Origin of the sequence: Bradyrhizobium sp. Bra64 (assembly GCF_024519875.1) — a bacterium.
Classification (GTDB): domain Bacteria; phylum Pseudomonadota; class Alphaproteobacteria; order Rhizobiales; family Xanthobacteraceae; genus Bradyrhizobium; species Bradyrhizobium japonicum_G.
In genome coordinates this window covers 37,536-59,704 of the sequence record NZ_JALJRD010000004.1, presented here as the reverse complement: position 1 = coordinate 59,704, position 22,169 = coordinate 37,536, and the positions used below count along the sequence as shown (strand labels likewise).

21 protein-coding genes are annotated in these 22,169 nt (G+C 65.4%); 9 read left to right on the top strand and 12 right to left on the bottom strand.

Annotated elements, in window-relative coordinates:
* On the top strand, positions 1-498 hold the full coding sequence (locus NR187_RS15205) for a TPM domain-containing protein (protein WP_211381674.1): 498 nt from the start codon (positions 1-3) through the stop codon (positions 496-498).
* Between the two features lie 16 nt (positions 499-514).
* On the opposite strand, the gene NR187_RS15200 is transcribed toward NR187_RS15205, so the two are convergent.
* Together NR187_RS15200 and NR187_RS15195 are read right to left on the bottom strand one after the other, a co-directional pair.
* The gene (locus NR187_RS15200; RefSeq protein ID WP_211381675.1) at positions 515-1,327 is read right to left on the bottom strand and encodes an MBL fold metallo-hydrolase; all 813 of its coding nucleotides are present in this window, start codon (positions 1,325-1,327) and stop codon (positions 515-517) included.
* Positions 1,324-1,695 carry a Crp/Fnr family transcriptional regulator gene (locus tag NR187_RS15195; RefSeq protein ID WP_211381676.1) on the bottom strand — a complete coding sequence of 124 codons (372 nt, stop codon included), beginning with the start codon at positions 1,693-1,695 and terminating at the stop codon, positions 1,324-1,326. The genes NR187_RS15200 and NR187_RS15195 overlap by 4 nt, the downstream gene beginning before the upstream one ends.
* A 291-nt stretch (positions 1,696-1,986) precedes the next feature.
* Between NR187_RS15195 and NR187_RS15190 the strand changes: the two genes are divergently transcribed.
* From NR187_RS15190 to NR187_RS15180, 3 genes are all read left to right on the top strand, one after another.
* A complete protein-coding gene (locus NR187_RS15190) occupies positions 1,987-2,955 on the top strand; it encodes a hypothetical protein (RefSeq protein ID WP_211382407.1) in 969 nt (322 codons plus the stop codon).
* A 93-nt stretch (positions 2,956-3,048) separates the two neighbouring features.
* On the top strand, positions 3,049-4,599 hold the full coding sequence (locus NR187_RS15185) for a hypothetical protein (RefSeq protein ID WP_256806961.1): 1,551 nt from the start codon (positions 3,049-3,051) through the stop codon (positions 4,597-4,599).
* Positions 4,600-4,679: 80 nt separating this feature from the next.
* Positions 4,680-4,844 carry a hypothetical protein gene (locus tag NR187_RS15180; RefSeq protein WP_211381678.1) on the top strand — a complete coding sequence of 55 codons (165 nt, stop codon included), beginning with the start codon at positions 4,680-4,682 and terminating at the stop codon, positions 4,842-4,844.
* 9 nt (positions 4,845-4,853) lie between these two features.
* Here NR187_RS15180 and NR187_RS15175 read toward each other — a convergent pair whose 3' ends face one another.
* The 3 genes from NR187_RS15175 to putA all read right to left on the bottom strand — a co-directional run bounded on the left by NR187_RS15175 (position 4,854) and on the right by putA (position 9,971).
* Positions 4,854-5,501, bottom strand: a complete 648-nt coding sequence (locus NR187_RS15175; RefSeq protein ID WP_256806960.1) for a glutathione S-transferase family protein — start codon at positions 5,499-5,501, stop codon at positions 4,854-4,856.
* Positions 5,502-5,653: 152 nt separating this feature from the next.
* Positions 5,654-6,859, bottom strand: a complete 1,206-nt coding sequence (locus tag NR187_RS15170; RefSeq protein WP_211381680.1) for a CaiB/BaiF CoA-transferase family protein — start codon at positions 6,857-6,859, stop codon at positions 5,654-5,656.
* A 112-nt stretch (positions 6,860-6,971) separates the two neighbouring features.
* Entirely contained in the window at positions 6,972-9,971 is a 3,000-nt protein-coding gene (gene putA, locus NR187_RS15165) for a bifunctional proline dehydrogenase/L-glutamate gamma-semialdehyde dehydrogenase PutA (RefSeq protein ID WP_256806959.1), read from the bottom strand.
* A 114-nt stretch (positions 9,972-10,085) separates the two neighbouring features.
* On the opposite strand from putA, the gene NR187_RS15160 reads away from it, so the two are divergent.
* Positions 10,086-10,547, top strand: a complete 462-nt coding sequence (locus tag NR187_RS15160; RefSeq protein WP_256806958.1) for an Lrp/AsnC ligand binding domain-containing protein — start codon at positions 10,086-10,088, stop codon at positions 10,545-10,547.
* A 169-nt stretch (positions 10,548-10,716) separates the two neighbouring features.
* Here NR187_RS15160 and NR187_RS15155 read toward each other — a convergent pair whose 3' ends face one another.
* From NR187_RS15155 to NR187_RS15140, 4 genes are all read right to left on the bottom strand, one after another.
* Positions 10,717-10,917 (bottom strand): cold-shock protein, encoded by a 201-nt coding sequence (locus tag NR187_RS15155; RefSeq protein WP_008134691.1) that lies wholly within the window; start codon positions 10,915-10,917, stop codon positions 10,717-10,719.
* A gap of 209 nt (positions 10,918-11,126) precedes the next feature.
* Entirely contained in the window at positions 11,127-11,435 is a 309-nt protein-coding gene (locus NR187_RS15150) for a cytochrome c (protein ID WP_211381683.1), read from the bottom strand.
* A 13-nt stretch (positions 11,436-11,448) separates the two neighbouring features.
* Positions 11,449-12,648 (bottom strand): molybdopterin-dependent oxidoreductase, encoded by a 1,200-nt coding sequence (locus tag NR187_RS15145; RefSeq protein WP_256806956.1) that lies wholly within the window; start codon positions 12,646-12,648, stop codon positions 11,449-11,451.
* A gap of 332 nt (positions 12,649-12,980) precedes the next feature.
* A complete protein-coding gene (locus tag NR187_RS15140; protein ID WP_256806955.1) occupies positions 12,981-14,711 on the bottom strand; it encodes an adenylate/guanylate cyclase domain-containing protein in 1,731 nt (576 codons plus the stop codon).
* A 269-nt stretch (positions 14,712-14,980) separates the two neighbouring features.
* Here NR187_RS15140 and NR187_RS15135 point away from each other — a divergent pair, with 269 nt between their 5' ends.
* Complete coding sequence (locus tag NR187_RS15135; RefSeq protein WP_256807077.1) at positions 14,981-16,510, top strand: glycosyltransferase family 39 protein; 1,530 nt, start codon at positions 14,981-14,983, stop codon at positions 16,508-16,510.
* Positions 16,511-16,556: 46 nt separating this feature from the next.
* On the opposite strand, the gene NR187_RS15130 is transcribed toward NR187_RS15135, so the two are convergent.
* Both NR187_RS15130 and NR187_RS15125 read right to left on the bottom strand, forming a co-directional pair.
* Complete coding sequence (locus NR187_RS15130) at positions 16,557-17,585, bottom strand: YcjF family protein (RefSeq protein WP_211381686.1); 1,029 nt, start codon at positions 17,583-17,585, stop codon at positions 16,557-16,559.
* Positions 17,582-19,051 carry a YcjX family protein gene (locus NR187_RS15125; protein WP_256806953.1) on the bottom strand — a complete coding sequence of 490 codons (1,470 nt, stop codon included), beginning with the start codon at positions 19,049-19,051 and terminating at the stop codon, positions 17,582-17,584. The genes NR187_RS15130 and NR187_RS15125 overlap by 4 nt, the downstream gene beginning before the upstream one ends.
* 179 nt (positions 19,052-19,230) lie before the next feature.
* On the opposite strand from NR187_RS15125, the gene NR187_RS15120 reads away from it, so the two are divergent.
* Together NR187_RS15120 and NR187_RS15115 are read left to right on the top strand one after the other, a co-directional pair.
* On the top strand, positions 19,231-19,926 hold the full coding sequence (locus tag NR187_RS15120; RefSeq protein ID WP_211381688.1) for a hemolysin III family protein: 696 nt from the start codon (positions 19,231-19,233) through the stop codon (positions 19,924-19,926).
* Between the two features lie 63 nt (positions 19,927-19,989).
* The gene (locus tag NR187_RS15115) at positions 19,990-20,784 is read left to right on the top strand and encodes an SDR family oxidoreductase (RefSeq protein WP_211381689.1); all 795 of its coding nucleotides are present in this window, start codon (positions 19,990-19,992) and stop codon (positions 20,782-20,784) included.
* A 70-nt stretch (positions 20,785-20,854) separates the two neighbouring features.
* Here the strand turns inward: NR187_RS15115 and NR187_RS15110 are convergent, their stop codons facing one another.
* Positions 20,855-21,316 carry a MarR family winged helix-turn-helix transcriptional regulator gene (locus tag NR187_RS15110; protein ID WP_256806952.1) on the bottom strand — a complete coding sequence of 154 codons (462 nt, stop codon included), beginning with the start codon at positions 21,314-21,316 and terminating at the stop codon, positions 20,855-20,857.
* A 76-nt stretch (positions 21,317-21,392) separates the two neighbouring features.
* Between NR187_RS15110 and NR187_RS15105 the strand changes: the two genes are divergently transcribed.
* A complete protein-coding gene (locus NR187_RS15105) occupies positions 21,393-22,169 on the top strand; it encodes an SDR family NAD(P)-dependent oxidoreductase (RefSeq protein ID WP_256806951.1) in 777 nt (258 codons plus the stop codon).

Here is a 22,169-nt window from a genome sequence, read left to right as displayed (position 1 = left end):
ATGGGCATCGGGCGAATCGGCAGGCATCTGCTTCATCACCATTGGCGCGCCAAGCGGGTGTTTCCGCCAAACGTGCTGGGCCGCATAGAGCAGGCAATCCGGCAAAGCGAGACCACGCATTCCGGCCAGATCCGCTTCGTCGTCGAAGGCGCGCTCGACGGCGGTCCGCTGTTCCGCAACCAGCCGGCCCGCGAGCGGGCGCTCGACGTGTTCTCGCATCTGCGCATCTGGGACACCGCCCACAACAACGGCGTCCTGATCTATCTCCTGCTCGCCGACCGCGACGTCGAGATCATCGCCGATCGCGGCATCGACGCGAAGGTGAGTGCCGAGGGCTGGGAGACGATCTGCCGCGCGATGGAGGCCGAGTTCAGGTCCGGCCAGTTCGAGCGCGGCGTGCTGGGTGGCATCGCGGCGGTGTCACGTGAATTGGCGCGGTATTTCCCGCCGCAGGAGTCTCACCCGAACGAGCTGCCGGATGCGCCTGTGGTTCTCTGACGCCGGGACGACGGTTTCAATCGTCCAGCTTGTTCAGGTCCCGCACCGACTGCATGATCGGCTCGAAATTCGAGCGCGCATCAAGCGCGTCGAACAATTGTGCTGTGTCTTCCAAGAGGCCGTGCGACCGCGCGATGGCGATGCGCACGTCCTCCTGCGGCGTGTCCGACAGCCGCCCGTGGCCTGACAGCAGGAGCTTCGCGTTCAGCCCTTTCAACCGCTCCAGCGACTGGATGTAGTCGGCGATGCTGCCGGAGCCGAACACGCCGCCCATCACGCCGCCGGGCATCAACGTGTCGGCGGCGAACAACAATCCCTTGTCCTGGTCGAACAGCGTGATGCAGGCCGAGGTGTGGCCCGGCGTGTACATCACGTTGAGGCGGAAGTTTCCGAGGTCGATCAGATTGCCTTCCTCGAGCCAGATGTCGACGTTGATCGGCATGTTCGGCTCGTTGAACATCTTTCGCAGCATCGAGAAATCGTCGCGCAGCATGATCTTGTTGGCGGCCAGGCGATGGGCTGCGACATAGGTGCGGCGTTCGTTGAAATGCCAGGCGGCGCCGATATGGTCGAGATGCTCGTGGCTCAGCACCACCATGTCGATCTTCTCGGGCGGGCATTCGGCAAAGTTCAGGCATTCCACCATCGCCGGAAAGTTCGACGACAGGCCGACGTCGATCAGGATCGTCCGCGCCGAGCCGCGCACGAGATAGGCGTTCGCCGCGCGGTTGGAGAAGCGGATCTGAAAGACGTCATCGGTCGCCTGGATCAGCGAGCAGGTGTCGTTCTTCATCAGGACCGGGAAGGCCGTCGGCTTGCGGTCGCTCATGGCTGTGTAGCCCTGTAGGTGACCGCGTTGGAGGCGCGCAGGCGCTTTGCGAGCGCGTCCATCACCATCAGTGCGAACGCCGGCTGCTGGCTGACGAGATAGACGAAGCGGGCGTGGTTGATCCTCATCACCCTGGTGTTCGGCGCAGATGAGATCGCAGTCGCCGAGCGCGCCGAGCCGTCGATGACGGCCATCTCGCCGAAGAACTCGCCTTTGCCAAGCTTGATGATGCTGGTCTTGCCGACGTCGTTCATCTTGGCGATCTCGACCTCGCCATCGAGCACGACGAACAACTCGCGGCCGGTCGAGCCCTCCTCGAAGATGACGTCATCGACATCAAACGTGTTGATGCACTTCTCGATCGTCATCGTGCCTCTCCTGGCACCCCCGGGCTTTCTGCCTGTCGGGACGGTAAGCCATGTTAGCCGGGGAATTGCTTCAGGCAAGCAACGCCCTTGGGTGATGGCGGCCTCCCGCAGGGCAGCATCGGCTGACAATCTGTTGCACGGTGCCACACCGGTTCCATTTTCCCGGCCAAATTCGGCCCCGGATGAGTTCCTAAAATTTCGGTAAGCGGGTCCACAGGTAAGGATTTCGCAAGCAATGAAAGTTACCAAAAGGTCAACCCAGACTGGAGTATTTGAGCCGTGAGCGAACCAATGGCCGAGCAGGCTGCCCAGGATACAGGCGTCGTTGAAGTCGCTGCGACCGCGCCGCAGGCCGTCGAAGCCGCCGCCGGCATCGAGGCCCCCTCGATCGCCCCCGACCACGAGGCGCCGCCCAAGCCCGATCCGGTCAAGGCGGATGCCCCCGCTGTTCAGCCGCCCCGCATCGAGGTGCCGAAATTCAGTGCCCAGCTCGCGGTTGAGCCCAAGGCTCAGTCCAAGCCTGAGTCCAAGTCCGAGCCGAAGCCCGGCAAGCTCATCGTCATGGCCCCGTCGGAGCGCTCCTGGGAGCGTGAAGAATTTGCTCCGCATGTGAAGGCGGACGAGCCGCGCGAGACCGGCGGCAAGCGCCGTCTGTCGGCGATGGCAGCGGTCGTGGCGATCGCGGCGAGCGTCGGCGCGATCAGCGGCGCGCTCGCGACCGCCGGCATGATGCACTTCGCCAGCCCCGCCCCGACTCAGGTCGCCGACACCAGCGCGCTGGATGCTTCCGTCGCCCGGATCGACGCCGATGTCGTCGCGCTGAAGGCGAATGTCGAGCACACCTCCAGGACCGGCCTTGGCCAGTTCAACCGGACCAACGACCGCCTCGACAAGCTCGAGAAGGCGCAGGCCGAGCCGATGGCGAGGATCGCAAAGCTGTCCGAGACCGTCGACAAGCTCCGCGCCACGCCTGCGAAGGAAACCACCGGCTCGATCGCACCGACCCAGGTTGCGACCGCCGCGGCTGCGCCGGCCCCGGTGCCCGCCGCACCCAAGACCGAGGTCGGCCGGCTGCCGACGATCGAGGGCTGGGTGCTGCGCGACGTCGCCAATGGCGGTGCGCTGATCGAGGGCCGCGGAGGCCTCTACGAAGTCTACGCCGGCGATCCGATCCCCGGCATTGGCCGTGTCGATGCGATCCGCCGCCAGGACGGCCGTTGGGTGGTCGTCACCAGCAAGGGCCTGATCGTCGCGCGCTGAGCGGCTGATATCCGGCGTCCGAAGAGGCGCTTCACCACCATGTGAAGCGCCTTTTTGCTTGAATAGCCGTCTCGGCGCGGTGTTATTGAAGGCATGAGCCGCGCGCTGCGAATTCTCGTTGCCGCCGCCGTCTTTATTGGCGGCGCCGTTCCGCTTTTCGCGGCGGAGATAGCGCCGCTAACGCGCGGCACGGCGATCACCGATCCCGATCTGCTGCGCGAGTTCGACCAGCACGATGCGCTCACGATCTCGCGCCTGTTGGGGCCGGAGCGGAACGCGGACATTCCGTTGACGACCGATCTGCTGTTCTCGCGGCTGCCCCAGCTCAAGCAAATTCCGCCCGCGATCGACGCGGAGTTCGACCGCTACGTCGCCCGGCTGAAAGCGGCCTATCCGACCGAGACCGTCGGTGTCGGCGAAGGCTTTGACGTGCAGCTGTTCGACCGGGCCAATCTGAAATCCCGCGAGACGCGTTTCGTGCTGGCCGGAATCGTCAACCGCATGGACCGCGCTTATGTTGCGGAAGAGACCTGCGGCGAGATCCGTCTGATCTACCGTCTGGCGCGTTTCGACACCGGGCCGGACGGCGGCAAGACCGCAACGCGGCTGCCGATGACGCTCAATCTGGTGATGAAGGCGCGCGATGCGCGACAAACGGACGGGAACGGCAAGCCGATCCCCTGCGCCGAGATCGCGCGGCGCTGGCTCGACAATGGCGACTGGCAGGGGCTGATCGGAGCCCGCTTCGCTCCTCTCGATGCGATGCTCGATCGCATCGAGACCAACATCCAGCTCTCGGTCGCCGCAAAATCGGCGCTGCACGATTTCCGCTCGGACTATCTGCTCAAGGTGTTCAAATACGACGCCGCCACGAAGACTTTCGAGGAATCGACGCTGGAGAACCAGATCGACCGTGACCGCATCCTCGCCGACGACGCGCTCCGGCGCGACTTCAGGGATTGGCTGCTCGCGCCCGATCGTCTTCGCGAGTTCGATCGCGGCACGGTGCTGATTCCGGAGGAATTCCTGGCCAGGTCTGCGATCGTGCCGACGCCAGCCGGCCTCGATGCTTCTCCGTTGCAGCCGGAGTTCGGGATGATGCAGGGGGAGGGCAACGGGGAGGGGCAAGGCGAGCCTGTCTTCGCCGACAATGACGTGGTCGGCGCGCTGAAGCAGGCGGCCGCGCGCGGCATCGACATGCAGAACATCCGCTCGGTCGCGGGCTTCCGGCGCCGCCTCAACGACGTCGCCTGCGCCGGATGCCATCAGACCCGCGGCATCGGCGGCTTCCATTTCCCCGGCGTCGATTGGCTCGCCGACAAGCCGTCGAACTCCAATATCGTGCCGGCCTCGCCGCATTTCTTCGGCGATCAGGTCCGCCGCCGCGACATCCTGAGAGCGTTCGCCGCGGGCAAGCGCCCTGATTTCTCACGCGGATTTGCCAGCCGGCCGCAGACGCGCGGCAGCAACGAACTGGCCGGCACCGAATATCAGGACGGCTGGGGCGCGCATTGTTCCCTGGAAAATGGGGGATCGGGAACGCCCGACAGGAGTTTTACGTCATGGAGCTGTGCTAAAGGCTTGACCTGTCAGGCTGCGGCGGCCTCGAGCCGCATCGGCATGTGCTTCATCAAGACGCGTTAGCGCGCGATCCGGAAAAGTGTGTAGCGGTTTTTCGAAGAGATCACGCGCAAGATAAAGCCAGCAAGCGATTTGGATGACCCATGACGGATAGCAGCGACGCCAACAAGGAGCGCAATCGCGAGATTGCGCGCAATGAGGAAGCCAAGCAGGTCAGCGGCAGCGTCCGCGTCAGCACCTGGGCCATTGCGATGGTGGTCATCGTCGGCGGCATCCTGTTCACGCTCGGCTGGCTGGCGCTGAAGTAGCCGGCGCCCTCAATTCGCGTAATTCGTCATCCGCTTGCCGGGCAGCAGCTCATAGGCCGGCTTCCAGTCGGGCAGTGCCGCCATACGGCCGAGCCAGGCGTGGATGGCGGGATGGCTCGCCCTGAAATCGAAGCCGTGCTCGTCGCTCGGATAGTGCAGATAGGCCATCATCGAGATATCGGCGACCGTCGGCCTGGTGCCGATCGCGAAGGCATTGTGCTGGAGATGACCGTCGAGGATGCCGAGGAAGTCCTCGAGCCGGCGGCGAAAGTGCTTCAGCACCTGCGGATCGTTTTTCTCGGTGAAGGCCCGCATGAAGCGGTAGGTCGCCATGTAACCGGTGAGCTTGTGGTTGTCCCAGAACAGCCAGCGCAGCAGCTCGAACTGTTCCTCCGCCGTCTCGGCGCCGAAGCGGCCATACTGCTCGGTAAGCTTCAGCAGGAGCGGTGCGGTCTGCGTCATCTTCACGCCGTCAACCTCGAGCACGGGAATCTCGCCCATCTCGTTGACGGCCTTGCGCCACTCCGCGGTGCGCGTGACGCCGCCGCTAAAATCGGTCCAGACCGGCTCGAACGTCTCGCCGCAAAGCGTCAGCATCAACGCCAGCTTGTAGCTGTTGCCGGATTCGGGGAAGTAGTGCAGGCGGTAGCTCGGCATGGGACCTCGCGACGTCGGGGCTCTGCCGATTGTTATACCGAGATGTTTTAACGCCGTCATTGCGAGCGCAGCGAAGCAATCCAGCAATGCATCCGCGGTGGGATTCTGGATTGCTTCGCTGCGCTCGCAATGACCGTGTTTGTGGGGCGAGCTTACCCCACCGCCCCCGAGCCCCGCAGCTGCTTGATCGCGGCCTCGTCGTATCCCGCGCCACGCAAAATCTCGTCACTGTGCTCGCCGACGCCGGGCGGCTTGCGCGGTTGCACCTTCCTGGCGCCGTCGATCCAGATCGGACTGGAGATCGTGAGCATGGTGTCGTTCTCGAACGGCACCAGCACCTCGTTGTCGAGCATCTGCTTGTCGTTGGGGATGTCGTCCAGAATGCCGACGATGCCGAACACCAGACCGTTGCCGTCGAGGATCCTGCGCCATTCGGCGAGATCCTTTGTGGCGAAGGTCTCGTCGAAGATCTTGATCAGCTCGACAGAGCGGGCGTGGCGGTCAGGCTTGGTGGCGAAACGCGGATCGGTGATTAGATCTTCGCGGCCCAGGCATTTGGCCAGCGTCGGAAACTGCTTCTCCTCGCTGAGCAGCGACAGGATAAGCCAGCGGCCGTCCTTGCACTGATAGTGGTTGGCGACAGCGTTCAGCGCGCGCTCGCGCGGCCGTCGCTCGGCGAATTTGGCGCCGCAGAGCTTGGCCTGCGCCAGCACGCTCGCCGCCCACACGCCGTTCGCCATCAGATTGGAGGCGACATGCGAGCCCTTGCCGGTCTTCTCGCGCTGATACAGCGCGGTGACGATGGCGCCGTAGAACGCCATGGCGCAGGGATGGTCGCCCATGCCGGCGACGGAGCGGGCCGGCGTGGTGTCGGTGTCGGCGCGGACGAGGTCCATCAGCCCCGAACGCGCCCAATAGGCATTGCTGTCGAAGCCGGGCTTGTTGGCCTCTTCGCCCTTCTCGCCATAGCCGGTGAAAGAGGCGTAGATCAGCCGGTCGTTGAGATGGGCGAGGTGGTCATAGGTGATGCCGAGCTTGGCGCGCACCGGCGGCGGCATGTTGGTGATGAAGACGTCGGCCTCTTCCACCAGCTTGTAGAGCACGGCCTGCGCCTCCGGCTTTGCGAGGTCGAGCGCGATGCTCTTCTTGTTGCGGGCTTCAAGCAGCCAGGCGAAATTGTGCTCACTGCTCGGATAGCCCGGAATGTTGGGTAGATTGCGGTACGGGTCGCCGGCGCCGGGCGGCTCGATCTTGACGACATCGGCGCCGAAATCCGACAGCACGGTCGCGGCCGCGGGCGCTGCGATGAAGCTCGCGCAATCCAGAACCTTCAGGCCTGCAAAAATGCCTTTTTCCATCGCGGCGTTGCTCCCTCGCTCTTGTCGTTTCCCGCGCGCTGGAATTGGTGCGGGCAGGCCATCGGCAGCATTAGACCGATGTTTCGGCGGGATGCAACGCTCCTTGCTTGCCTCACGCCTCGCCTGCGAGCAGGGCAGCATTGCCGCCGGCCGCGGCGGTGTTGATGGTTACCGTCTGCTCGGTCGCAAAGCGCGCGAGGTAATGTGGGCCGCCTGCCTTGGGGCCGGTTCCGGAGAGGCCGTTGCCGCCGAACGGATGGACGCCGACCACGGCACCGATCATGTTGCGGTTGACGTAGATGTTGCCGATCTGGACGCGGTCGATGATGGCCTCGATGGTGTCGTCGATGCGCGAATGGATGCCGAGCGTGAGGCCGTAGCCGCTGCGGGCGATGGCTTGCAAGACGCGTTCGAGGTTCTCGGCGCGGTAGCGCACGACGTGGAGGATCGGGCCGAACACCTCTTCCGTCAGCTGGCCTGCGTCCTTGAGCTCGAAGATGTGCGGCGCGACGAAGCAGCCCTCTGGCGCCGCGCCTGCGAAGTGCAGCCGCGCCGCGGTCTTCATGCGCGCGATGTGCGCATCCAGCCTCTGCTTGGCCTCGGCGTCGATCACCGGGCCGATATGGGTTGCGACGTCAGAGGGATCGCCGAGCTTCAACTCGCGCGCCGCGCCAGCGATCATCTCGATCATGCGGTCGGCGACGTCCTCCTGCACGAACAGTAGCCGCAGCGCCGAGCAGCGCTGGCCGGCGGAACGGAAGGCGGAGGTCACGACGTCGTCGGCGACCTGCTCGGGCAGCGCGGTGGCATCCGCGATCATGGCGTTGATGCCGCCGGTCTCCGCGATCAGCGGCACGATCGGCCCATCCTTGGCGGCCAGCGTGCGGTTGATCAGGCGGGCGACCTCGGTCGAGCCGGTGAAGACGATTCCGGCGATATCGGGATGCGCGGTCAGCACGCTGCCAATGCGGCCGTCGCCGGTGACGAGATGCAGCGCGCCAGCGGGGATGCCGGCCTCGTGCAGCAGGCCTACCGCCTCAAGCGCGATGCGCGGTGTCTGCTCGGCGGGTTTTGCCACCACGCTGTTGCCGGCCATCAACGCCGCCGTGACCTGGCCGAGAAAGATCGCCAGCGGAAAATTCCACGGCGAGATCGCGACGAAGACGCCGCGGCCGCGCATGGTGAGCACGTTGCTCTCGCCGGTCGGGCCGGGCATCGCCGTCTCGCTGCCGAACAGTTTACGGCCCTGCGCGGCATAGTAGCGGCAGAAGTCGGCGGCCTCGCGCAGCTCCGACAGCGCATCGTCGAGCGTCTTGCCGCCCTCGCGCTGCAGCAGCGCGATGAAACGAGCGCTGCGGCTCTCCAGCAGATACGCGGCCTGCTCCAGGGCCGCCGCACGTGTTCCGGCGGGCGTCCGGCTCCAGCTGGCAAAGCCCGCGCGCGCTGCGGCCACTGCGGCGTCGGCCCGATCCGCGGTTGCATCGCCGATCGGCGCGAGGTCGGCCGTCTCGGCCTTGATGTCAGCAAGCAGTTGGTCGAGTGCGGCGCGCGCGCCGAACTCGACGCCCCGTGAATTCCGCCGCTCCGGTGCGAACAGGTCGCCAGGGAGCGGAATCCTGGGATGGGCCGCCGCTTGCGGCCGGACAATGGCATCCGCCGGACGCTGCAACAACGCCGGGACAGGCACGCGATAATCGGCGGCCTGCGCCACGAAAGATGAATTGGCGCCATTCTCCAAAAGCCGGCGCACCAGATAGGCGAGCAGGTCGCGATGGCTGCCCACGGGCGCGTAGGTGCGGTAGGCGATGTCGGGGTGATCCTTGGAGAGCTGCTCGTAGAGCGCTTCGCCCATGCCGTGCAGGCGCTGGAATTCGAAGCCGCCGTTGTTGCCGGCAAGCTCCAGCACGGTCGCGACCGTCAGCGCGTTGTGGGTCGCGAATTGCGGGAAGATGCGTGGCCGCAAGGAAAGCAGCTTCGCGGCACAGGCAACATAGTTCAGATCCGTCATCGCCTTGCGCGTGAACACGGGATAGCCGTCGAGCCCGCGCTCCTGCGCGCGCTTGATCTCGGTGTCCCAATAGGCGCCCTTGACCAGCCGCACCATCAGCTTGCGATCGTGCGCGCGGGCGAGCGCATCGACATAGTCGATCACTGCGCTTGCGCGCTTCTGATAGGCCTGGATGGCGAGGCCAAATCCGTCCCAGCCGGCAAGCGAAGGATCGGCGAGCGTCGCCGCGATCACGTCGAGCGACAGCTCTAGTCTGTCGGCTTCCTCGGCATCGACGGTGAAGTTCAGATCATGGGCCTTGGCGCGCTGCGCCAGATCGAGCAGCTGCGGCACCAGCTCGGCCATCACGCGCGCGTGGGTGATTGCCTCGAAGCGCGGATGCAGCGCCGAGAGTTTTACGGATATGCCGGGCCGGTCGGGCAGGGGATGGCTGCCCGCCGCCTTGCCGATCGTCTCGATCGCGCTCGCATAGGCATCGAAATAGCGCGTTGCGTCCGCCGCCGTGCGCGCGCCTTCGCCGAGCATGTCGAAGGAGTAGCGCGTCTTCTGGCCGGATCGCGGCCTACCTCGCTCCAGCGCCTGCTCGATGGTCTCACCCAGCACGAAATGATTGCCCATCAGCCGCATCGCCTGACGCGTCGCGGTGCGCACCGCCGGCGCGCCGAGCCGCTTCACCAGACGGCCGATGGTGCCGTCGGGCGTCTCGCCGGGCTGAATCACCCGCGCCGACAGGCCCAGCGCCCACGCCGAGGCGTTGACCAGGAAGGCCGTCGACCTGGTCTCGTGGTGGATGAAGTCGCCCTCGCCGAGCTTGTCCTCGATGAACTGGTCGGCGGTGCGCGCGTCCGGCACGCGCAGCAGTGCCTCGGCCAGCACCATCAGGGCGAGTCCCTCCTTGGTCGAGAGCGCGAATTCCCGCAGCATGTCCTCGACCCCGCCGAACCGGTCGTCGCGCTTGCGGATCGCCTCGATCAGCCGCGTCGCGGTGCGGTCGATGCGCGCCTCCTGCGGCGGGCTGAGATGCGACCCCGGCAAGAGGCGTGCGGCGATCTCGGCATCATCGGGCGCGTATGGAGCGGAAAACGGAGGCGGGATGTTCGGCATGGCGTGTCCTGTCGCTGAAACCCAGGATAAAGCCGGCGTTACCGTAGTTCGATAGACAAATTAGTCGATTTGCCTTAGAAAATGAAGCCGATCTATGTATTGCCAGGATAAAGTATGGAACTCGATCGAACAGACCGGAGAATCCTCGCGATTTTGCAGCAGGACGGGCGAATCGCCAATGTCGAACTCGCCGAGCGCATCGGCCTGTCCCCGACCTCGATCGGCGAGCGCCTGAAGCGATTGCAGCGCGAGGGCTTTGTCGAAGGCTACGGCGCGCGGCTCAATCCGCACCGGCTCGGCCTCGGGCTGCTGGTGTTCGTCGAGGTGCTGCTCGACAAGACCACGCCCGACAATTTCGAGCGTTTTGCGCGTGCGGTGAAGCTCGCGCCTGAAGTGCTGGAGTGTCACATGGTTGCCGGCGGCTTCGACTATCTTGTGAAGGCGCGACTGGCCGACATGACCGCGTATCGGCGTTTCCTCGGCGAGACCCTGCTATCGATGCCGGGCGTGCGCGAGACGCGAACCTATGCGGTGATGGAAGAGATCAAGCGCGACGCACCGTTGCCGGTAGACTGACGAAATGCCGTCGCGATTGTCGTTGCCGAGGCGCTGGACGGGCGGTCCTTGCAGAAAAACAGCTCTCCGTGTGCAATCGCAACGCCTGTCGTCGAATGCACTGACCGTCTTCTAAAATTTTTTTGGCCCACTCCCGGACAGATCCGGGAGGCAGCAAAGGCTGGCGGGCTTATACTTTGAGGTTCTCTGCGGAGGTCTTGCCCCGGTTTGCGATCTCTTCGTATTCCACCGTCTGTCCTTCGTTGAGCGAGGACAGGCCGGCTTTCTGCACTGCCGAGATATGCACGAACACATCCTTGCCGCCCGACGCAGGCTGGATAAATCCATAACCCTTCGTCGGGTTGAACCACTTGACCGTACCTTTAGCCATCACGTCTTCTCCGCGGGTCTTCCTCCGAGATCTCGAACCGCCAGTCCCCGCCAACCGGCCGGTTCGGTCCTAATAAGATACGCGGAATGTGGCGGGCTTCATAGATCAAACCACATCGGCATTTCGCGGAATTCCGCTCAACTTCGCGGCGTTTTTACCCGGTTTTGCCCGTTTCGAGGTCAGTCGGCCCGCACGCGTCCCGCTGTCTGTCAATAAGTCGCGGCTAGATAATCGACGATCTTGCCGACATCGGCATCGTCGATCGGCGCGCCGTAGACCTTGATCATCTTGGTCACCTCGGCCTGCCAAAAAGCTTTCTTGTCCTTCATCGGCGGCTGCGTGTTGATGTAGTCGGCCGAATGGCAGGCGCTGCAATTGCCCTGCACGATCTCGAGGTTGGGGCCGGGCTTGAAGGCGGCGACCTCGTTCGGGAGCTGGTAGTTGACGGGCGCCGCGGTCACGGCGCCGATGCCGGCCCCGAGGGCGAGTGAGATGGCGAGGAGAACGGTGCGCTGCATGATCATTCTCCCTTCAGGCCACGCTGACGCGGACGTTTTCGACGACGTTGCGCAGATAACCCGCCGGGTTCCAGCGTGGCGTGTCCGGCTGGGTCTCGCCGCCATTGCCGGTGGCACGGACCTTGAGATCATAGGAGCCGGCGGCGAGCTTCACCGCCAGCTTCCATTCACGGAATGAGTATTTGCCGAGATCCTTGCCGAGCCTGGCGCTGGTCCAGGTCTTGCCGCCGTCGGTGGAGACCTGGACCTCCTTGATGCCCTTGCCGCCGTCGAAGGCGATGCCGCGCAGCGTGGTGCGCCCCGCCTTCAGCTTGGCGCCGTCGGGCACGCTGGTGATGAAGGAGCGGATGGTGAAGCGGTTGATCGGGATCGTCGCCTTCGGCGTCGTGCCCGGCTCGATCGCATTGTTCGGGGTATCGGGAATGCGATAGGCCGACTTCATCCAGAAGCCGTCAAAGACATTGTCGACGACGGTGATCTCGCTGAGGTGCTTGACCCAGTAGGTGCCGTAATAGCCCGGCACGATCAGGCGCAGCGGAAAGCCGTTCAGGAACGGCAGGTCCTCGCCGTTCATGCCATACGCCAGCATCACTTCGCCGTCGGTGGCGTGATCGAGGTCGAGCGCCTTGACGAAGTCGGGCGTCTTGTCGCTGGCCGGGCCGTCCATGCCGTTGAAGGTGACTTGCCTGGCGCCGCTCTGCACGCCCGCCATCTCCAGCACGGCCTTGAGCGGCACGCCGCGCCAGCGCGCATTGCCCATCGCGCCGTTGGCGAGCTGGCCGCCGGCGACGCGCGGCTCAAAGAGGCCGCGGCTGTTGCCGGAGCACTGGTTGACGGCGACGATCTCGGTCGCCTTCATCTTCCTGATATCCTTCAGCGACAGCTTGAGCGGCTTGTCGACCTTGCCCTTGACCTCGAGCGTGAACTTGTCGGGGTCGAGATTGTAGGGCAGGTCGGAGAGATGGTAGCGGACGAAGAACGCGTTGTTCGGCGTGATCGGGCCGTCGTTGAACACAGCGAACGGCGTCTCGAGCTGTGGCGGCCGGCTGGTCAGGCCGATCATCGGCCGCTTCTGCGGATATTTCACCAGCGGCCGCTCGCCATTGGCAAACGGCAGCGTGACGGTGTCGAGTGCCAGCGCCCTGGTGGAATTCAGTGTGGCCGCCATGGCGGCAAGGCCCGCTCCTTTGAGCAGGTCGCGTCGATCGAACATTCTGGTCTCCTCCCGGAGCTTTTCGTTGGATCGCGATCATCACCGCGAACACGCGCTCATCTGTCGCGACGACTCGGATGAAGTCAATTCGTGCTTTCGCAGCAGGCCCATGCCGCTGCGTTGCAGCAAGCCGGTGTTACGAAGCGACGGCCCGAGTTGGCCGAATCGAGTCCTGCCGCGAGTTTGGTGCACCTCTCCCGCTTGCGGGAGAGGTCGGCGCGTAGCGCCGGGTGAGGGTTTTCTCTGCTAGGGGAGTGTCCCGTGGCGGAGATACCCTCTCCCCAGCTCTCTCCTGCTTGCGGGAGAGGGAGTGCACCGCATTCGTGGCTGACTTACGCTGCGACCCGCTCGCTTCCGTCGACCAGCGCCGTCAGCCCTCTCACGTCCGCGACGACGCGCACGGCCATCGGCTCGTCGCGGCCGCGGATCGCGACCTCCTGCTGCGGCAGCGAATCGTCGGCAACGCCCGCGGTGCGGCGGACCTCCTCCGAGATGACGGCTTCGCAGGCCAGCGTCTTGGTCATGTCCTGGAGGCGGGCGGCGACGTTGACGGCATCGCCCAGCGCCGTGAAGACGATGTGATCGCGATAGCCGATGTCGCCGATGATCACCTCGCCGCCGTGGATTCCGATGCCGAAGCGGATCGGCTGGCGCAAATCGTGGCTCAGGAGCTCGTTGAGCTCGTCGACATGGGCCGCGATCCCGGCGGCGGCCTTCAGCGCCTGCCGGCAGGCGGTCTGCGGATCGGTTGACAGCCCGAACAGCGCCAGCATGCCGTCGCCGACGAACTGGTTCGGCTGGCCGCCATTCTCGATCACGGCCTGCGAGACCGCGCCGAGGAAGCGGTTGACGATGAAGACGGTGTCGAACGGCAGCCGCTTCTCGGCCAGCTGCGTCGAGCCGCGCATGTCCACGAACAGGCTGACGAGATAGCGCTCCTGACCGATCCGAGCCGGCGTCGAGGCTTGCGCATTCGCCGACAGCGTATGCGCCGTGAAGAGCTGGAAGAAGGAGAGGTCCGACGTCGGCCGCAGCTGGCAGGCCAGCCTGATCGACGGATCGGTGGTGCCGACACGGGTGAGCACGAAGGCCTCGCGCTGCGACGGCTCCGGCAGGACGCCATGATCGCCGATGACGCGGATGCGGCAGGTCGAGCAGCGGGCGCGGCCGCCGCAGACGCTGGCATGCGGCACATTGTGGCGCAAGCTCGCTTCCAGCACGGAGAGGCCCTTGGGGACCCGCACCGTCTTGCCGTTGCCGTAGGACAGCGCGATCATGCCGCCGCGCCGCTCGCGCCAGGCGCGCACGCCGCGCGCGGCCAGCGCCAGTCCGAGCAGGCCGACATAGCCGATGGTGAGGCCGCCGGTGATGCGGTCGAGCGTGTTGGCTTCGGCGGTCGTGCCGACCTGGCGGCTGGTGAGATTATGCGTGCGCCATTCCCCGTCGTCGGCTTCGATCGCGACGCTGCGGCCGCCCTGATAGACGCCGAGCAGCGCCAGCGTCGGGATCAGCACCGCGGCCGCGAGCAGATAGGGCGCGGCACGCGTGAAGAACGGCTTGAGGCGGAGCCAGAAATAAATGCCGATGCAGCCGTGGACCCAGGCAATGATCAGCAGGATCGTCATGGTCCAGATGCGGTTCGACGCGACGAAGAACAGGTAGAGCTCCTGCGGATAGAGCTTCTGGTGTCCGTACAGCGTCTGGCCGAGCCGCACGCCGATCACATGCGCCATGACGAGGGCGGGGATGCTGAGCCCCAGCACGAGCTGGAGCGGCTCGATCGTCCGCCAGCGGAACTGCCGGCGCTGATACAGCGCGTAGACGCCGAGCCCCATATGGATGAGCGCGGCCGCATAGAAGATGATTGCGACCGGCAGGAACTGCCAGAACAGGACGTGGTAGTAGACCCCGACCTCCATGGCATCGACCGAGATGTTGCCGAGCGCATGGTTGAGGAGATGGCTGACCACATAGGCGAACAGGACGACGCCGCAGACCAGCCGCACTTGCCGCAAGCTGGTCGCGCGGACGAGTTCGGACATCTGTGCGGGAGCTTTGGCCATGATTCGCTTGTATCAGTTCACCAAGGAGAACAGCCAGCGTAGCGTTTAATTCCACCGGCGGACAGCTGGCCCGATCACATGCGCGGTAGGTCGCCAAATACTCCATTGTCGTCCGGGATCGGCGCTTCGCTTGTCCGGGACGACGGCGGAATAGGCCGATTCGCCGCCCAACATTGACTCCCCCTCCCAGGTTGGCGAAAAGCGCGGCCGTGACGACAGGTCCTGACATCACCGTGCCCTCCCACGGCGCCGCGCGCCGGCTCCTCGTCATGGCCGCGGCGATCATCGCCGCGATGACGCTGCTGCGGATCGTCTATGCCTCCGCGATCGAGCTGCGCACCGACGAAGCCTATTACTGGACCTGGTCGAAGGAGACGGCGCTGAGCTTCCTCGATCATCCCCCCATGATCGCGTGGTTCATCCGCTTTGGGACCGCGATCTTCGGTGACACCGCGCTCGGTGTTCGCCTCGGTGGCATCGTCGCAATGCTGGTGACGCAGCTCCTGCTCGCCGACATCGTCCGCCGTCTCACCCATGATGCGCGCGCCGTCATGTTCGCGGTGTTGATGCCGGAGGCCGCGCTTTACTACGGCCTGCTGATGGCCAAGGTCGCGCCCGATGTCGCCATGATCCCGTTCGCGGTGGCGATGATGTGGTCCCTGGTGCGGCTGGCACAGGGCGGCGACGGACGCTGGTGGCTCGCGGCCGGCCTGTTCGCCGGGCTGGCGATGCTGTCGAAATTCACAATGATCATGTTCGCGCCGGCGGTTGCCGCCTTCCTGCTGGTGCCGGATTGGCGCTGGCGCTGGCTGCGCAGCCCCTATCCATATCTCGCGGTCGTGATCGCAATCGCAACGTTCTCGCCCGTCCTGATCTGGAACGTGCAGCACGATTGGGCCTCGTTCCGCTTCCAGGGCGTACGCGCCACCGCCAATTACGGCATCTCGCTCCGCACCGTCGGCGATTACATCGGCCTGCAATTCGGCTTGGTCGGTTTCGTCATGTTGCCGGTGGTGCTGTCAGGGCTGGTGCTGATGGCATGGCGCGGCTATCGCACGCGCGAGCCGGCCGCGATCCTGCTGTCGACTGCGGTGCTGGTGCCGTTCCTCTACTTCCTCTTCAAGTCGCTGACGCTCCGGGTCGGCGACACCTGGCCGATGTTCATGTGGCCGGTCGGGTTCGCCGCCACTGCGGTCAACCTCGTGATGCTGCCACGCGAAAACTGGTCGGCGCGGTTGATTCGGTCGAGCCACTTCTGGCTCAAAACGGCGGTCGTCTCGGGCATCGCCTTCGTCGTCATCGTGTTTCTCTATTATGTCGCGGCGCCCTGGAATCTCCTCGGCAAGATCGATCCGATCGGCGCCGAGGCGGGCTACGAGCAGGTTGCAGCGCGCGCACAGGCCGCACTCGATGAGACCGGCGCAACCTGGATCGCCACCACGGACTATCGCACCTACGCCATGATGCGTTGGCTGTTCCGGGGCCGTGTGCCCGTCGTTGAGATCAACGAGCGCGGCCGCTTCCAGGATTTCCGCGATCCCGGCATGGACCGGATCAAAGGCCACGACGGTATCTATGTCGGGCGCGAGCCAGACAACCGCTCATCGCTGTGGGAGAATATCCCCGCCAGGCGCGAGCCGCTCGGCCGGGTCGAGCGCCGCTGGCGCGGCGTTCTGGCGGATAACTATGTGATAGAAAAGCTCACCGGCTGGACCCCGGAGCTGTCGCCGCCGAAGGACTCGCCGCTGTTCCTGTGGCGCGTGCTGGCGGGGGAATTCGAGAGGCGTACGCTCGGTTAGCACGGCGTCTCTTACCCTCCAGGGGAAGGTAAGTATGAGCGGCGTGCTACTCCTCGTCTTCTTTCTTTCGCAACAAATCCGTCGCGAGGTCCGACAGTTTCGGCGGCGGCAGTGCCGCGAACGGCAGCGGCCGCGTCACGTCGATCGCGGCGAGGCCCAGCCGTGCCGTCAACAGGCCGTTGAGCACGCCTTCGCCCAGCCGCTGCGACAGCTTCGCCGCGATACCGTGGCCGAGCATCTGCTGCACCAGGCTGTCGCTCGCGGCCATGCCGCCGGTGATGGCAAGATGGGCGATGACGTGGCGGAGCAGGCGGATCATGCCGAGCGCGCCGGGGCGGCCGCCATAGAGATAAGCAAGCTGGCGGATCAGCCGCAACGAGGCCACGAACACGAACATCACGTCGATCAGCGCACGCGGCGAAACCGCGGTGACGATCGAGACTTTTTGCGCGGCTGACGACACCAGCCGCCGCGCCTCCGCGTCCAGCGGCGACATCAGTTCGCGCTCGGCGAGGCGGATCATGTCGGCGCCGTCGATGATCTCGCCGGCGTGGCTCTCCAGCGTGGCGCGGGCGCGGGCGAGCTGCGGATTCTGGTGCGCGAGCGCGAGCAGGTCCTGCACGATGACGCGGCTCTCCTTGCGGTCGTCGCTGGCAAGCACCGCGGCCGCGCGCTGATGCAGCTTCTCGATCGTCGCGAGCCGCGCCAGGCCGAACGCCTCGCGCCCGATCACCACCGCGAGCGCCAGCGCGGTGACGAGCGCGAACGCCAGGCCGACAAAACCGAGGCTTTCGCTGCGCGCAAACAGATCCTCGATCAGATGCACGATTCCGAGCCCGACGCCGAGCAACGTCAGCCCGGCGACGCCCGACCAGAACAATGCGCCCCAGGGAAAGCCGCGCCGCGCCGGGAGCGCCGGTGCGATCGGCACCGGCAGCGCCAGTGGATCGTGCTCCGGCGTGATCTGGATCGTGCCGCGGCTCAGCCGGCTGGTCTCGTCGGCTTCGGTGACGACGACGCCGGGATCATCGAGCCGGAACGTCGCCGGCCGCCGCGGCTGGGATCGGTCGTTCATGACAGCTTGTCTCCGATCAGGAACTGCAAGGCACGGTCGAGGCGGATGTGTGGCAGCGCCGGCTGTTTATTGCCCTCGCGCTCGAGCTTGGGCGGACGGAAGCGCAGGAAGCGGAAATCGCTCTTCCCGGCGGCCTCCGTCGCCAGACCGCGGAACGACTCCGTGCCGTTGAAGAGCTGCTCGGGATCCAGAGGCAGGTCGCCCGGAAAGGTCGCGACCTCGGTGTTGCCGTCAAAGAACTCGCCCCCGGCGCTTTCGCCTGCGGCCGGCGTTCCCAGGATCGACGGCAATTTGTCGCGGCCATTCGCGACCTGCGCCTCGCGCGTGGCGCGAACGGCGGCAAGCGCCACCACGTCGATCTCCGCGCCGGTATTTTCCGCACGCGCAACGGCGCGGGTCACCGCGCGGCGCAGCACGGCCTCGAGCCGGTCGTGACTGGAATGGTGCAGATGATCCGCCTTGGTCGCCGCGAACAGGATGCGGTCGATGCGCGGCCGGAACAGGCTGGTCAGGAAGGTGCTGCGGCCAATGCGGAAACAATCGAGAATGCCGGCAAGGGCGGCTTCGAGATCGTGCAGCGCCTCGGGGCCGGAGTTGAACGCGGCGAGCGCATCGGCCAGCACGATCTGACGATCGAGCCTGGCGAAATGGTCGCGAAAGAACGGCCGCACCACGACGTCCTTGTAGGCCTCGTAGCGGCGCACCATCATCGCCCACAGCGATCCCTCGGGCGCCTGCCTGCCTGCGGGCACGTCGAGCGGCGCAAAGGTCAGCGCCGGCGTGTCGGCGAGATTGCCGGGCATCAGGAAGCGGCCGGGCGGCAGCAGGCTCATCGCAAAGCGCTCGTCGCGGCAGGCTTGCAGATAGCCCCTGAAGAGCTTCGCCGCCGTCAGCGTCGCCAGCTCGTCCTCGCGCGCCTCGGGCTTGAGCGTTGCGAGATGCGCGTGCCATTCCGTGGCCAGATGCGCGCGCGGCGCCTCGCGCGACAGTGCGAGGCTTTCAGCCGACCATTGCTCAAAACTCTTCTGGAGCAGCGGCAGGTCGAGCAGCCATTCGCCGGGATAGTCGACGATGTCGAGCGTGAGTGTGCGGTCGGCGCCGTTGTGGCGCTGGTAGTCGATGACGAGGCGGAGCTCGCTGATATCGACGGTCGAGATCGGCCAGAGCCGTTCCTCGATCAGCGCGCGCAAATGGTTCTCATAGGCAAAGCGCGGCACCGCATCGTCCGGCTGCGGCGCCAGATGCGCCCGCGCGATCCGGCCGGATGAATAGGCCTCGAATACCGGAAACCTGCCGCCGCGGGTGAGGCCATGGATCAGCGCAGTGATGAACACCGTCTTGCCGGCGCGGGACAGGCCGGTGACCCCGAGCCGCACCGTCGGGTTGAACAAATGCTCGCCATAGTCGATCAGCGCCCTCGCCGACAGGCGCGCTTCTTCGACCATATCCTGGAAACTGAATGCCATATGAACGGTAGGGGATCTCGGGCGGGTGAAAATGTGAGACTGTTCACAGAAGTGGCAATTGCGTGGAGAAAATCAAGCTTCATACTTCCACCGCCTTTGTCGGCAAATCAATCGATTGAACGACGCGCCGGTCCCGAAACACCCATACAAGAGAGCATCGTCTCACCTTGCGGATTGCCATGACCGTCTTCCAGCTGAAACAACTCGCATCCAATTCCGTCCACGCCGCCGCCGATGCGTTCGGCTGGAATTACGACCGCGCCGAACTGATCGCCGATGGAATCATCCATGCGGTCGGCGTCCTCGCCGGCATCGTCGCCGCGACCGTCCTGGTGGTGCTCGCGGTGGTCTATGCCGACGCCACCGACATCGTCGGCGTCTCGATCTACGTCGCCGGCCTGCTCTCGATGCTGGTGCTGTCGGCGACCTATAATCTCTGGCCGGTCTCGCCGGTCAAATGGCTGCTGCGGCGGTTCGACCATTCCGCGATTTATCTGCTCATTGCCTCGACCTACACGCCGTTCATCCTGGAGCTGAAGGACAGCGTGTTCGCGCTGGTGCTGCTCGTCTGTGTCTGGTGCGTCGCGATCCTCGGCATCGTGCTGAAGCTTCGCTATCCCGGCCGGTTCGACCGCGGCGCGGTCGGCATCTACCTTGCAATGGGTTGGAGCGGCGTGATGCTCTATGATTCCGTGGTCAAGGCGCTACCTGCGCTGGTTCTGGATTTCATCCTTGCCGGTGGCCTGCTCTATAGCTTTGGCGTGATCTTCCACGCCTGGCGGCGGTTGCGCTTCCAGAATGCGATCTGGCACGGCTTTGTCTTGGCCGGCGCGGCGTGCCATTATACCGCGGTGCTCGACCTCGTGTTGAGCTGAGCAGGATCCAAGAAACCGTACAAGCCGCGGTAAAAGACAAAACAAGACAAGAGGAGACGTCGCATGCAGGTGACCGGCAAGGTCGTGGTCGTCACGGGCGGCGCCAACGGCATCGGCAAGGCGCTGTGCGAAGCGTTTCACGACGCGGGCGCGGCGAAGGTCGTCGTCGCCGACATGGATGCCGCCAACGCAAGGGCCGTTGCTGCCACTGTGGATGGCGCGGCCTTCAGATGCGACGTCGCGCAGGAAAAAGAGATCGCCCATGTCATCGAGGAAACCGAACGGCAGTTCGGCCCGATCGAGTTGTTCTGCTCCAATGCCGGAATCGGCGGCGGCTTCGACCCGATGTCGGTCAACGCCGGGGGCGCCTCCGACGAGCCGTGGCAGCGCAGCTGGGCGATCCACGTCATGGCGCATGTCTATGCAGCGCGGCATCTGATCCCGCGCATGAAGGCGCGCGGCGGCGGCTATTTCCTCAACACCATCTCGGCCGCGGGCCTGTTGTCGCAGGTCGGCAGCCCCGCTTATTCCACCACCAAGCATGCCGCGGTGGGCTTCGCCGAAAACCTCGCGATCTCGCACAAGGCCGACAACATCAAGGTCTCGATCCTCTGCCCGCAGGGCGTCGACACCAACATGCTGCGCGGGATCCCGAAGGGCCCGCAATCCGGCGACGGCGATCTCACGCCCGAGCAGGTCGCCAAGGATGTGCTCGCCGGCCTCGAGCAGGAAACGTTCCTGATCCTGCCGCACCCCCAGGTGCTCGGCTACATGCGCAAGAAGACCGAGAACTACGACCGCTGGATCGGCGGCATGGCCAAGATCCAGGCCAAGATGCGGGACGAGTTCGGGACGTAGGGAAGCTTCGCGCCAAACACTCGCCGTCGTCCCGGCCTTCGCCTGGCCTTCGCCGGGACGACACCGGTGGTTACGCCGCCGATTGCGCCTCGTTCTCCGCGCGGCTCTGACGCAACGCCTGCGCATAGAGCATCATGCCCTCACGCACCGTGCGCTGCTCCGTGACCGTCAACGCCGCCAGCGCCCCACTCACCTGCTGGCGACCGAAGGCGTGCAGCGCCTCCAGCGTGCGGCGGCCCTTCGCCGTCAGCGACAACAACTTGCTGCGCGCATCGGTCTCATCGGCCGTCTCCCTGAGCTCACCGCAATCGATCAGCTTGCGCACCAGACGGCTGACGCTGGATTTCTCCAGCCGCAGGAAATCGCCGAGCGCACCCGATGTCATCGGGCCCCGGATGCCGATCTCCAGGATGGTGTGCACGGCCGACGGCGGATAGTCCGATGCCGCCACCGTCGCATCCATGAAGCCGAGCTCGCGCACCATCAGGCGCGAGGCGGCACGGATGTCGTCGATCAGCGCAAGCTCGGCCATGCTTGACTCTCCGCACATAGTTGTATCATACAACTATATGCGGAGAGCGCCGCGCGCAAGCGTTTTGGAGCGGACCATGAGCGGAACTTTGCCGGCGGGGATGCGGATGCGGGGCAAGGTCTGCCTCGTGACGGGCGGCGGCAGCGGCATTGGCCGCGCCACGGCCTTGCGGATGGCGTCGGAAGGTGCGGAGGCCGTGGTCATTGCGGGCAGGCGCGAGGCCGAGATCGAGGCTGCCGCCGCGGCGTGCCGCGAGCTCGGTGCGGACGCCGTCCCGGTCAAGACCGACATCACGCAGGAGGACGATGTTGCGCGCCTCGTGCGCACCGCCGTCGAACGTTGCGGACGGCTCGACATCGCTTTCAACAATGCGGGCTTCCAGGAGCGCCGCGCGCCGCTGGAAGAGCAGGGCATGGACATCTACGACAGCGTGTTCGACACCAATGTCCGCGCGCTGTTCCTGTGCCTGCGCCATCAATTGCCGGCGATGCTGGCGCAGGGGCGTGGCAGCATCGTGGTCAACGCCTCCGTCAGCGGCGTGCGCAATCCCAACCCGGGATTCTCGCTCTATTCGGCCTCGAAGGCGGCCGCGATCTCGCTGACGCGCTCGGCGGCGATGGAGAACGCCCCGCGCGGCATCCGCATCAACGCCATCGCCCCCGGCCGCGTCGTCACCGACATGATGCTGCGCGCCGGCGTCGGCGACATAGCAACCGTCAGTGCAGGCCTGCCGCTACGGCGGATGGGGAGCCCGGAGGAAGTTGCGGAAGCCGTGGTGTGGCTGTCGTCCGACGCGTCATCCTACGTGGTCGGGCACGTGCTCGCGGCGGATGGGGGCTTTCTGGCGTCGTAG